An 11,098-nucleotide genomic window follows, 5' to 3' on the forward strand; every position below is an offset into this window, starting at 1 on the left:
ATGGCCCTTCATGTGCGCGGCGTGCTGCTCCCCGACGACGAGGTGCGGGACCTCTGGCTGGTCGGCGACCGGGTGACCTTCACCCCGGTACCCGACGCGGAGACCGTCGTGGACGGCGGCTTCGTCCTGCCGGGTCTGGTCGACGCGCACTGCCACATCGGCATCGCCCGAGGTGCCGCGCCGATCACCTCGCTCGACCAGGCCCGTGACCTGGCGCGGCTCGACCGGGACGCCGGGGTGCTGGCGATCCGGGACGCCGGCTCGCCGTACCCGTACCCCGAGTTGGACGACGAACCAGACCTGCCGCGACTGGCCCGCGCCGGCCGGCACGTCGCGCCCCCGAAGCGCTACCTGCGGGACATCGGCGTGGAGGTCGACGCCACCGAGGTCGCCGCGACGGTGGCCGCCCAGGCGAAGGCCGGCAACGGCTGGGTCAAGCTGGTCGGTGACTGGATCGACCGGGGCGTCGGCGACCTCGCGCCGGCCTGGGACGCGGACACCCTCACCGCCGCCGTGCGGGCCGCACACGACGCCGGGGTACGCGCCGCGGTGCACACCTTCTCCGAGTCGGCCGTCGAGATTATGGTGCGCGCCGGGGTGGACTCCGTGGAGCACGGCACCGGCCTGAGCCTCGACCTGATCGACGAGATGGCCCGCCGGGGCACCGCCCTCGTCCCCACGATGATCAACATTGCGACCTTCGGCGGGATCGCCGAGCAGGCGCGAGCCAAGTTCCCCGGGTACGCCGAACACATGCTCGCGCTGCGCGACCGCTTCCCCGAGGTGGTACGGGCCGCGCACGAGGCCGGCGTGCCAATCTACGTGGGCACCGACGCCGGCGGCGGCATCGACCACGGGCTGGCCGCCGAGGAGATGCTGCTGCTGCACGAGCGCGCCGGCCTGCCCGCCGAGGACGTGCTCGCCGCCGCCTCGTGGGGCGCCCGGGAGTGGCTCGGCTTTCCCGGGCTGGTCGAGGGCGGCCTCGCCGACCTCACCGTCTACCCCGAGGACCCCCGCCACGACCTGCGGGTCGTCCGTGCCCCGTCCCGCACCATCCTGCGCGGCCGAGTAGTGCGCTGACCCCCTGCCGCGCCGCTTTGGGCTGCGCTGCGCCACGTTGGTCTGCGCTACGTTGCGCTGCGCCGTGCCGTGCTGCGCCGTGCCGTGCCGTGCCGTGCTGCGCCGTGCCGCGCAAGATCGCACTCGATCCTGGATGTAGTGGCCTCGGCATCGCGGGATGCCACTACATCCGGGATGTAGCACGATCTTGCCGCCCAAGATCCGCGCAACATCAGGGATGTTGCTGCATCCGGCACGTCTGAGGCAGCAACATCGGGGATGTTGTGACGATCTTGGCGCGGGGCGCGGGGCGCGGGGCGCGGGGCGCGGGGCGCGGGGCGCGGGGCGCGGGGCGCGGGGCACCCGTCGTCGCAGTCATGATGGTCGAATTCTGCGCGCCGCCGGCCGGCCCGCCGCGCCCTCGTGAAGGGCGGGGTGCGCGGCGCGACGCCTCCCGGGCGCGGTGGCGCCTCGCCCGGCGCATAGGATGTGCGGTCATGGCACGCGTGCTCACTCCCCGTGCGGAGGACTTCCCCCGCTGGTACCAGGACCTGATCGCCAAGGCGAAGCTGGCCGACAACGGCCCGGTCCGGGGGACCATGGTCATCCGACCGGCCGGCTACGCCATCTGGGAGCGGATGCAGGCCGAGATGGACGACCGGATCAAGGCGGCCGGCGCGGAGAACGCGTACTTCCCGCTGTTCATCCCGGAGAGCTACCTCAAGCGCGAGGCCGAGCACGTCGAGGGCTTCTCCCCGGAGCTGGCGGTCGTCACGCACGGTGGTGGCAAGCAGCTCGCCGAGCCGGTGGTGGTGCGTCCCACCAGCGAGACGGTCATCGGCGAGTTCATGGCCAAGTGGATCGACTCGTACCGGGACCTGCCGCTGCTGCTCAACCAGTGGGCGAACGTGGTCCGGTGGGAGCTGCGTCCCCGCATCTTCCTGCGGACCAGCGAGTTCCTCTGGCAGGAGGGGCACACCGCGCACGCCACCCGCGAGGACGCCCGCGCCTACGCGCGGCGGATCCTGCACGAGGCGTACGAGGACCTGATGGTCAACGTGCTGGGCATCCCGGTGGTGGTGGGCCTCAAGACCGCCCGGGAGCGGTTCGCCGGGGCGACCGCCACGTACACCTGCGAAGGCATGATGGGTGACGGCAAGGCGCTCCAGCTGGGCACCAGCCACGAGCTGGGCCAGAACTTCGCCCAGGCGTTCGACATCAGCTACTCCTCCAAGGAGGGCGGCCGGGAGCACGCCTGGACGACCTCCTGGGGCACGTCGACGCGGATGCTCGGCGGTCTGATCATGGCGCACGGCGACGACAACGGCCTGCGCGTGCCGCCGCGGCTGGCACCCATCCAGGCGTACATCATGATCGTCAAGGACGGCGAGGGCGTCGCGGAAGCGGCGGCCAAGCTGCGCGACGGCCTGCGCGACGCCGGTGTCCGGGTCGCGCTCGACGACCGCACCGACACCGCGTTCGGCCGCCGGGCCGTCGACGCCGAGCTGCGCGGCTATCCGGTACGCGTCGAGGTCGGCCCCCGCGATCTGGCCGCCGGTAACGCGACGGTGGTACGCCGTACCGATGGGTCGAAGTCCCCGACCGCGGTGGCCGACGTGGTCGGCGCGGTCCTCGCGGCGTTGGAGGCCGACCAGCAGGCGCTGCACGACCAGGCGCTGGCCCACCGGCAGTCCCGCACGGTGGAGGTGTCGACCCTCGCCGAGGCGATCGAGGCGGCGGCCACCGGCTGGGCCAGGGTGCCGTGGTCGGCGGTCGGCGTGGCCGGCGAGGCCGAGGCGAACGGGCAGGGCGTGACGGTGCGCTGCCTGCTGCGGGCCGACGGCTCGGTGCCGGACTCGGAGGACGAGCCCGACCTGGTGGCCATCCTCGCCCGCGCCTACTGAGGTGCTGGTCGACCGGTTCCAGCCGGGTCGGCTGATCATGCACCGCAACGTGCGACACGGCCGGATCGGCTGGGTACGCCCGGGGCGGGTGGTCAGCGACGACGAGCGGGGCCTGCTGGTCTGGATCGCCCGGGACTCGCCGGTGGCCCACGAGGTCACCGAGGCGGGTCTGAACATGCGGGCCATGCCGTTCGCCCAGTGGGTCTCGTCGTCGTACCGGTTGGCGCACGGGCGCTGGAACGGTCCGCCGCTGTTGAAGTTCCTGCCCACCGGGGCGGCGCACTCGGTCTGGTGGTTCCGGGACGCGCAGGGTCGGTTCGCCCACTGGTACGTCAACCTGGAGGAGCCCGGCGTCCGTTGGGACGACGGCCCGGTGGCCGGCGTCGACGTGGTGGACCAGGACCTCGACGTGGTGGTACGCCCGGACCTGAGCTGGGAGTGGAAGGACGAGGACGAGTTCGTCGAGCGGCTCGCCTTCGGCGCCGACTACTGGGTGACCGACGAGAAGGCGGTCCGCGCCGAGGGGGAGCGGGTGATCGCGCTCGCCGAGGCCGGCGCGTTCCCGTTCGACGGCACCTGGGTCGACTTCACCCCGCCCGCGGATTGGGACGTACCGGACGAACTGCCGCCAGGGTGGGACCGCCCGCCGGTGCGCTGAGAGGTGTTCCGGATCACCGGTGACGTGGTGTCCGGGTCCGGTGCGAATGATCGGCGTCGGATCTGGCAGAATAGGTCGCTGGTATCCGGCGCGCGTCCGGCGCCCTCTAACCCGGGCGCGTCGCCAGTCCACCGAGTTGTCTCCGGCCCAACCCCACTGTGCCGGTCGGCGCTCACCCATGCACACCGCCCGTCGTGGGCTGGTGAGATCGCAACAGGAGCGAAACAACTGTGGCCGTAAAGATCCGGCTCCTGCGGATGGGCAAGATCCGCAACCCGCAGTACCGCATCGTCATCGCCGACTCGCGCACCAAGCGTGACGGCCGGGCGATCGAGTTCGTCGGGGTGTACCAGCCGAAGGAGGACCCTTCGGTCATCGAGGTCAAGTCGGAGCGGGTCCAGTACTGGCTGTCCGTCGGCGCCCAGCCGAGCGAGGCGGTGCAGCGGCTGCTGGAGCTGACCGGTGACTGGCAGAAGTTCAAGGGTCTGCCGGCCCCGCCGCCGCTGAAGGTCGCCCCCGAGCGGGCCGACCGCAAGGCGGCGTACGAGGCCGAGGCGAAGGCCGCCGCCGGGCTGGCCCCGGAGACCCCGGCCAAGCCGGCCAAGAAGGCCGCCAAGGCCACCGAGGCGCCGGCCGCTGAGGCCCCGGCGACCGAGGCGCCGGCCGAGACCCCCGCCGCCGACGCCGGTGAGCAGGCCTGACATGCCTCTGCGTCCCGCGTTGGAGCACCTGGTCAAGGGCATCGTCGACCACCCGGACGACGTCCGGGTCCGGATGGTCGATTCCCGTCGGGGCAAGCGGCTGGAAGTCCGCGTGCACCCCGAGGACCTCGGCACGGTGATCGGGCGGTCCGGCCGGACCGCCAAGGCGCTGCGTCAGGTGATCGGCTCCATCGGTGGGCGCGGCGTACGCGTCGACATCGTCGACTCGTACTGATGCAGCTCGTCGTCGGAAGGGTCGGCAAGCCGCACGGTATCCGCGGTGAGGTCACCGTGGAGGTGCGGACCGACGAGCCCGAAGCACGGTTCGCCCCCGGCGCAGTGCTCAGCACTGAGCCGGGGGCGGTTCCGCCGCCCGCGCCCGCCGACGGGCCGGGCGTGCCGTTCCGGGTGCCGGCAAAGCTGACCATCGAGCAGGCCCGGTTCCACCAGGGTCGGCTGCTGGTCGCCTTCGACGGGATCCTGGACCGCAACACCGCCGAGGCGCTGCGCGGCACGCTGCTCGTGGTGGACAGCGCCGACGTCGAGCCTCCGGAGGACCCGGAGGAGTTCCACGACCACCAGTTGGTGGGCCTCGCCGTGGTCACCCCGGCCGGCGAACACCTGGGCGAGGTCGCCCGCATCGACCACGCGCCCTCGTCCGACCTGCTGGTGCTGCGGCGGCCAGAGGGTCGTACCGCGCTGATCCCGTTCGTCCGGGCGATCGTCCCGGAGGTCGACCTGGCCGGTGGACGCGTGATCGTCGACCCGCCGGCCGGACTGCTCGATCTTTAGGACCACCCCCCATGCGCGTCGACGTCGTGTCGATCTTCCCGGAGTACTTCGCCCCGCTGGACCTGTCGCTGATCGGTCGGGCCCGCGCCAACGGCGTACTCCAGCTCGCCGTGCACGATCTGCGGACCTGGACCCACGACGTGCACCGTACGGTCGACGACACCCCCTACGGCGGCGGCCCGGGGATGGTGATGAAGCCCGAGCCGTGGGGTGCGGCGCTCGACGCGCTCGCGCCGGCCGAGGCCGCGCCGCCCCGACTGCTGGTGCCGTCGCCGGCCGGCGTGCCGTTCACCCAGGCCATGGCCCACGAGCTGGCCGCCGAGTCGCACCTGCTCTTCGCCTGCGGCCGGTACGAGGGGATCGACCAGCGGGTCCTGACGCACGCCGCCACCCGGATGCCGGTCACCGAGGTGTCGCTCGGCGACTACGTGCTCTTCGGCGGCGAGGTCGCTGTGCTCGTCGTGCTGGAGGCGGTCACCCGACTGCTGCCCGGGGTGCTGGGCAACGCCGGCTCGCTGGACGAGGAGTCGCACGCGCACGGGCTGCTGGAGGCGCCGATCTACACGAAGCCGCCGAGCTGGCGCGGCCACGACGTGCCGGACGTGCTCCGCTCCGGCGACCACGGCAGGATCGCCCGCTGGCGGCGCGAGGAGGGGCTGCTGCGCACGGCGGCCCGACGTCCGGACCTGCTGGCCGCGCTGCCCCCCGAGCGGCTCGACAAACGGGACATCGTGGCGCTGGAACAGGCCGGATTTCAGCCACCGCCGGGGGATGTGGCAAAGTAGGGAGGTTGCCGTATCCGTCCGCGCCCGCGGGCGGCTGCGAGGATCCCCGACCGGGGTCGGTCCGCCGGCCACCACCCGGGAATCAGAATCACCCATCCGCGCACCGAGTGACGGTGCGCCGTGAGCCTTACGAGGACGCAGCGATGAACATCCTGGACGCCCTTGACGCCCAGTCGAAGCGGACCGACATCCCCGACTTCCGTGCCGGTGACACCGTCAAGGTGCACGCGCGGGTCGTCGAGGGCAACCGGTCCCGTGTCCAGATCTTCCAGGGCGTCGTGATCCGCCGCCAGGGTGACGGTCTGCGCGAGACCTTCTCGGTCCGCAAGGTCAGCTTCGGTGTCGGCGTCGAGCGGACCTACCCGCTCAACGGCCCGGGCATCGACCGGATCGAGGTCGTGACCCGCGGTGACGTGCGTCGCGCCAAGCTCTACTACCTGCGCGAGCTGCGCGGCAAGAAGGCCAAGATCAAGGAGAAGCGGGAGAAGCAGCCCAGCTGACTTCCCGCTCGCCACGCCGCCTGAACTGCGCGTATGCCGTACCGACCGGACCGCATTACCCTGGTCGTACGGGCGCAGTCAGGCGGTGGCCCCGCCGACGAGGCGGGCAGCCGTCCACAACCGCCCGTGGGGCCTCGACGAGGCTCCCGGGCGGTGGTGTTTCTGCGGACCGGGGAGTGGCGTGGTGCAGACGCTTGACGAGGACGGCACCGTCGATCCGTGGCGCCGGCGGGTTCGCCGCACTCGGCGACAGATGCCCCTCTGGCAGGAGCTTCCGCTGTTGCTGGTGGTGGCGTTCTGCCTGGCGGTGCTGATCCGCACGTTCCTGCTCCAGGCCTTCTTCATCCCGTCCGGTTCGATGGAGGACACCCTCCTGATCGGCGACCGGGTGCTGGTCAACAAGGTCGTCTACGACGTCCGTGACCCGGTGCGCGGCGAGGTGGTGGTGTTCCGGGGCACCGACCGGTGGGCGCCGCAGGTCGACCAGCAGCCGGAGCCCGGGTTCGCCGGCAAGCTCGGCCGGACCGTCGGGGACCTGGTCGGGGTGAGCCGCCCCGGCGAGAAGGACTTCATCAAGCGGGTGATCGGTGTGCCCGGTGACCGCGTGAAGTGCTGCGACTCGCAGGGGCGGGTGACCGTGAACGGGACCCCGCTGGACGAGTCGTACGTGCTGCGCGACTCACCACTGGACCTGCCGCCCAACCCGCAGGAGTGCCGTTCCCGGCGTTTCGACGAGGTGGTCGTACCCCCGGGTCAGATCTTCGTCATGGGCGACCACCGCGAGGTCTCCCAGGACGCGCGCTGTCAGGGGCCGGTGCCCATCGACAACGTCGTCGGCCGGGCGTTCATGGTGGTGTGGCCCTCGTCGCGCTGGGCGGCGCTGTCGGTGCCCGCGACCTTCGACGACGTGGCCGCCCCGGCCACGGCCTCCGCCGGTGTGCCGCCGACCCACCCGTCCCCGCAGGGCGGAGTGCTGCTGATCCTCCCCTTGGCGGTGGTGCTGAGGGGTTCCCGCGCGTTCCGGACGGTGACGTCCGGCCCGGCAACGTAGGCTCCTTGGCGTGATTGACGAGCAGACCGACAAGCCGCGTAGCTCCTTCTGGAAGGAGCTGCCGATCCTGCTGGGTGTGGCGATCCTGGTCGCGGTGCTGGTCCGCGCCTTCGTGCTGCAGACCTTCTTCATCCCCTCCCCGTCCATGGAGAACACTCTCAAGATCGATGATCGGGTGCTGGTCAACAAGCTGGTCTACGACTTCCGGTCACCGCACCGCGGCGAGGTGATCGTCTTCAAGGCCCCCACGGCGTGGAGCGGCAACCCCGACGGCGAGGACTTCATCAAGCGGGTCATCGGCGTCGGCGGCGACCATGTGGTCTGCTGCGACCCGCAGGAGCGCCTGATGATCAACGGCAAGTCGCTCGACGAGCCGTACATCTTCTCGATCGACGGCGTCCAGGACAAGGCGGCCGACCAGGAGTTCGACATCACCGTGCCGAAGGGTCGGCTGTGGGTGATGGGCGACCACCGGTCCGCCTCGGGCGACTCGCTCGAGCACTGGCAGCAGTCCAACCAGAACATCACCGAGGCCACGATCCCCGAGGGGGAGGTGGTCGGGCGGGCGTTCACCGTCTTCTGGCCGGTCAACCGGGCCACCTGGCTGACCGTGCCCGACCAGTTCGACGGCATTCCCAAGCCGTAGAACGGGCGGGGGCATGGGCGATCGGCCGCCCGTCTGGCAGGCTGGTGTGGTGAGCGCGAGGAGTGAGCTGGTGAGCCCCGCGGGCGCGAACCGCGCCGACCGTGTCTACACCCCTCGACGCGCGGCGCGGGTGCTGCTGGTCGACGCGGCCGGTCGGATCCTGCTGTTCCACGGCTTCGACCCGGCCCGCCCGGAACACCACTACTGGTTCACTCCCGGCGGCGGGCTCGACGGGGGTGAGTCTCCGGCGTCCGGCGCGGTGCGGGAGCTGGCCGAGGAGACCGGGCTGCGGGTCGATCCGGCCGAGCTGGGCGAGCCGGTCTGGTCGGACGCCACCGAGTTCCCCTTCGACGGCGACTGGTACCGCCAGGAGCAGGACTTCTTCCTGCTCCGCGTGCCGTCGTGGCAGGTCGACACCGTCGGCTTCACCGACGTGGAGCAGCGCAGCATCGCCGATCACCGCTGGTGGCGGCCCGCCGAGTTGGCCGCCAGCGGCGAGCGGTACTACCCACCCGAGCTGCCCGACCTGCTGGCCAGGCTGCTGCCGCCGGCCGACGAGGCGTCGTGCTGACCCCGCCGCGTACCGTCGTTCGTCGGGAGGCCGGGCTTTACGCGCTGGAACGGGCGTTGCAGCGGCGCGGTTTCCGCCACGTGGCCGGCGCCGACGAGGCCGGTCGGGGCGCGTGCGCCGGGCCGCTGGTCGCCGCCGCGGCCGTGCTTCCCGAGGGGCGGCGCGGCGAGATCGACGGGCTCGCCGACTCCAAGCTGCTCACCCCGGCCAGCCGGGAGCGGGTGTACGCCGAGGTCGTCGACCGTGCCCTGGCGTACGCCGTGGTGGTCATCCCCGCCGACGAGGTCGACGCCCGAGGGCTGCACGTGTGCAACCTGGCCGCGATGCGCCGGGCGCTCGCCTCGCTGACCACCCGACCGGAGTACGTGCTGACCGACGGCTTCGGCGTGGACGGTCTGGGTGTGCCAGGGCTGGCGGTGTGGAAGGGCGATCGGGTGGCCGCCTGCGTGGCGGCGGCCAGCGTGCTCGCCAAGGTCACCCGGGACCGGATCATGGTGGAGCTGGACGGTGCGTACCCGGCGTACGGCTTCGCCGAGCACAAGGGCTACATCACCCCGGAGCACAGCGCGGCGCTGCGGGAGCACGGGCCGTGCCGGGAGCACCGTTTCTCGTACGTCAATGTCGCCGCGGTCTCCGGCCGCGACGGTCGGCCACCGCGCGCCCGGCGACCCGTCGACCCGGCCTCGGACGAGCCGATGGGGCACTCCGGGGCGTCAGGGGGTACCGTCGGCGTGGCGTTGGGCGAGCAGCCTCGGCCTTCGACGCCCGTGGGGGAAGATGTGGTCATGGAAGGCGGAGTGCGATGAGCGCGGAAGATCTCGAAAAGTACGAGACCGAGATGGAGCTGCAGCTCTACCGGGAGTACCGCGACATTGTCCGCCAGTTCTCCTACGTGGTGGAGACCGAGCGTCGGTTCTACCTGGCCAACCAGGTCGACCTGCACGTGCGTAACTCCGACGGTGAGGTCTACTTCGAGGTCGAGATGCACGACGCCTGGGTGTGGGACATGTACCGCCCCGCCCGCTTCGTGAAGAACGTCCGAGTGATGACCTTCAAGGACGTCAACGTCGAAGAGCTGGAGAAGCCCGACATCTCCCTGCCCGCCGACTCCGGCTTCGGCAACTGACCGACCCGTCGCGCCCCGGGCCCCCCACCCGAGGCTGACCGACCGGTCACTCGGCCGGTACGACGACCTCGACGCGCTGCACCAGATTGTTGGCGAAGCCGCCACGATTCCACGGCTGCTCGACCGGCTGGGTCCGCCCGGACGCGTCGGTCGCCCGCGCGCTGAGCACGTACCGGCCCGGCGTCGCCGTCCACTCGTACCGCCACCGCCGCCAGGCGAACTCGCCACCCGTCGCCGGGTCCAGCTCGGCCTGCGCCCAGTTCGCCCCGCCGTCGACGCTCACCTCCACCGCGACCACCGGCGCGTGCCCGGACCAGGCCCGACCGTCCACCGTGCACGTCCCCGCCGGCAGCACCCGGCGGCGCGTCATGAAATCGGGAAAGCCCGGTGGGCGCACCAGCGCACGCGGCTCGATCCGGGTGACCGGCTCGCCCGGATCGTCCGCGTCGCGGCGTAGCCGGTAGGCCACCGCGTTCTGGTAGCCGTCGAACGGCGTGGTCCGCACCTCGATGGAACGCAGCCACTTGACGTGGGCCATGCCGTACCAGCCCGGCACGATCAGCCGGAGCGGTGCGCCGTGCTGCGGCAGCAGGGGAGCGCCGTTCATCTCGTACGCCAGCAGCACCTCCTCGCGTAGCGCGTCGGCCACCGGCAGCGCCCGCTGGTAGTCCTGCTCGACCCCCCGCTCGACGCCGTGATCGGCGCCGGTGAAGACCACGTCCACGGCGTCCGGGCGAAGGCCCGCCTCGCGCAGCAGCGGCGCCAGCGGCGTACCCGTCCACTCGGCGTTACCGACCGCCTCGACCAGCCACGGCTGACTCACCGGCCGGGGGTGCAGCAGGGCGCGGCCGTTGCCGGCGCACTCCAGGGTGACCCGGTGCGTGACCCGGGGCCGCTCGCGCAGCTCGGCCAGACCGACGGTCAACGGCCGCTCGACCGCCCCGCCGACGGTGAGCGCGTGGGTCGTCGGGTCGACCTCCGGGATGTCGTAGTGGATCAGCAGGTAGTGCAGCCCGGCGGGGGTGACGTCGTAGCGCAGCGCCTCCAGCGGAAGGCCGTGGTTGCGGGCCGCCAGCTGCAACTCGTCGGCGCTGATCGCCTCGTCCGGCTCGGCCAGCCGGGACGGACCGCTCACGTCGGCCAGGGTCGGGCCGGAACCCTCGACGCCGTCCGCGCGGGACGTCGTCCGATCGTCAAGAGTGGTCATGCGGGCCTCCCCGGTGCAGACGGCGGCACCCGCCGTACGCGGCCCAGCCTAGGCCCTCCGCCAGGGCCGGAGAACGGATCGCCCTCGGGGAGCGCGTA

At 72.1% G+C, this 11,098-nt stretch carries 14 protein-coding genes; 13 read left to right on the plus strand and 1 reads right to left on the minus strand.

Translation table 11 applies throughout. The features are described from left to right. From ACN269_RS26445 to ACN269_RS26505, 13 genes are all read left to right on the plus strand, one after another. Complete coding sequence (locus ACN269_RS26445; RefSeq protein ID WP_421474948.1) at positions 1-1,080, plus strand: amidohydrolase family protein; 1,080 nt, start codon at positions 1-3, stop codon at positions 1,078-1,080. Between the two features lie 476 nt (positions 1,081-1,556). Continuing rightward, positions 1,557-2,963 (plus strand): proline--tRNA ligase, encoded by a 1,407-nt coding sequence (gene proS, locus ACN269_RS26450; RefSeq protein WP_421474949.1) that lies wholly within the window; start codon positions 1,557-1,559, stop codon positions 2,961-2,963. 37 nt (positions 2,964-3,000) lie between these two features. Next, entirely contained in the window at positions 3,001-3,621 is a 621-nt protein-coding gene (locus ACN269_RS26455; protein ID WP_421476578.1) for a DUF402 domain-containing protein, read from the plus strand. 230 nt (positions 3,622-3,851) lie between these two features. After that, positions 3,852-4,322, plus strand: a complete 471-nt coding sequence (rpsP, locus tag ACN269_RS26460) for a 30S ribosomal protein S16 (protein WP_421474950.1) — start codon at positions 3,852-3,854, stop codon at positions 4,320-4,322. Between the two features lies 1 nt (position 4,323). Beyond that, positions 4,324-4,557: an RNA-binding protein gene (locus tag ACN269_RS26465; protein WP_013284588.1), complete on the plus strand. Its 234-nt coding sequence runs from the start codon at positions 4,324-4,326 to the stop codon at positions 4,555-4,557. Next, positions 4,557-5,114 carry a ribosome maturation factor RimM gene (rimM, locus tag ACN269_RS26470; RefSeq protein WP_421474951.1) on the plus strand — a complete coding sequence of 186 codons (558 nt, stop codon included), beginning with the start codon at positions 4,557-4,559 and terminating at the stop codon, positions 5,112-5,114. The genes ACN269_RS26465 and rimM overlap by 1 nt, the downstream gene beginning before the upstream one ends. 11 nt (positions 5,115-5,125) lie before the next feature. Then, positions 5,126-5,899, plus strand: a complete 774-nt coding sequence (gene trmD / locus ACN269_RS26475) for a tRNA (guanosine(37)-N1)-methyltransferase TrmD (protein WP_421474952.1) — start codon at positions 5,126-5,128, stop codon at positions 5,897-5,899. A 143-nt stretch (positions 5,900-6,042) separates the two neighbouring features. After that, positions 6,043-6,399 carry a 50S ribosomal protein L19 gene (rplS, locus tag ACN269_RS26480; RefSeq protein WP_421474953.1) on the plus strand — a complete coding sequence of 119 codons (357 nt, stop codon included), beginning with the start codon at positions 6,043-6,045 and terminating at the stop codon, positions 6,397-6,399. A gap of 181 nt (positions 6,400-6,580) precedes the next feature. Then, on the plus strand, positions 6,581-7,450 hold the full coding sequence (lepB, locus tag ACN269_RS26485; protein ID WP_421474955.1) for a signal peptidase I: 870 nt from the start codon (positions 6,581-6,583) through the stop codon (positions 7,448-7,450). 10 nt (positions 7,451-7,460) lie between these two features. After that, positions 7,461-8,096, plus strand: coding sequence for a signal peptidase I (gene lepB, locus ACN269_RS26490; protein ID WP_421474956.1), 636 nt, complete (start codon positions 7,461-7,463; stop codon positions 8,094-8,096). A gap of 13 nt (positions 8,097-8,109) precedes the next feature. After that, the gene (locus tag ACN269_RS26495; RefSeq protein WP_421474957.1) at positions 8,110-8,667 is read left to right on the plus strand and encodes an NUDIX hydrolase; all 558 of its coding nucleotides are present in this window, start codon (positions 8,110-8,112) and stop codon (positions 8,665-8,667) included. Beyond that, positions 8,661-9,473: a ribonuclease HII gene (locus ACN269_RS26500; protein ID WP_421474958.1), complete on the plus strand. Its 813-nt coding sequence runs from the start codon at positions 8,661-8,663 to the stop codon at positions 9,471-9,473. Before ACN269_RS26495 ends, ACN269_RS26500 begins: the two co-directional genes overlap by 7 nt. After that, positions 9,470-9,793 (plus strand): DUF2469 domain-containing protein, encoded by a 324-nt coding sequence (locus tag ACN269_RS26505; RefSeq protein ID WP_018218957.1) that lies wholly within the window; start codon positions 9,470-9,472, stop codon positions 9,791-9,793. Before ACN269_RS26500 ends, ACN269_RS26505 begins: the two co-directional genes overlap by 4 nt. Before the next feature lie 46 nt (positions 9,794-9,839). Here ACN269_RS26505 and ACN269_RS26510 read toward each other — a convergent pair whose 3' ends face one another. Next, the gene (locus ACN269_RS26510) at positions 9,840-11,000 is read right to left on the minus strand and encodes a sulfite oxidase (protein WP_421474959.1); all 1,161 of its coding nucleotides are present in this window, start codon (positions 10,998-11,000) and stop codon (positions 9,840-9,842) included. Positions 11,001-11,098 lie beyond the last annotated feature (98 nt).

The sequence above is a fragment of the Micromonospora sp. WMMD736 genome (assembly GCF_049179015.1).
Taxonomy (GTDB): Bacteria; Actinomycetota; Actinomycetes; order Mycobacteriales; family Micromonosporaceae; genus Micromonospora.

Excerpts from the sequence above, each read along its gene's own strand:
- ACN269_RS26510 (WP_421474959.1), bottom strand. The coding sequence starts at position 11,000 with ATGACCACTCTTGACGATCGGACGACGTCCCGCGCGGACGGCGTCGAG.
- ACN269_RS26495 (WP_421474957.1), top strand. The coding sequence starts at position 8,110 with ATGGGCGATCGGCCGCCCGTCTGGCAGGCTGGTGTGGTGAGCGCGAGG.
- ACN269_RS26505 (WP_018218957.1), top strand. The coding sequence starts at position 9,470 with ATGAGCGCGGAAGATCTCGAAAAGTACGAGACCGAGATGGAGCTGCAG.
- trmD (WP_421474952.1), top strand. The coding sequence starts at position 5,126 with ATGCGCGTCGACGTCGTGTCGATCTTCCCGGAGTACTTCGCCCCGCTG.
- rimM (WP_421474951.1), top strand. The coding sequence starts at position 4,557 with ATGCAGCTCGTCGTCGGAAGGGTCGGCAAGCCGCACGGTATCCGCGGT.
- ACN269_RS26465 (WP_013284588.1), top strand. The coding sequence starts at position 4,324 with ATGCCTCTGCGTCCCGCGTTGGAGCACCTGGTCAAGGGCATCGTCGAC.
- ACN269_RS26455 (WP_421476578.1), top strand. The coding sequence starts at position 3,001 with ATGCACCGCAACGTGCGACACGGCCGGATCGGCTGGGTACGCCCGGGG.
- rplS (WP_421474953.1), top strand. The coding sequence starts at position 6,043 with ATGAACATCCTGGACGCCCTTGACGCCCAGTCGAAGCGGACCGACATC.
- proS (WP_421474949.1), top strand. The coding sequence starts at position 1,557 with ATGGCACGCGTGCTCACTCCCCGTGCGGAGGACTTCCCCCGCTGGTAC.
- ACN269_RS26445 (WP_421474948.1), top strand. The coding sequence starts at position 1 with ATGGCCCTTCATGTGCGCGGCGTGCTGCTCCCCGACGACGAGGTGCGG.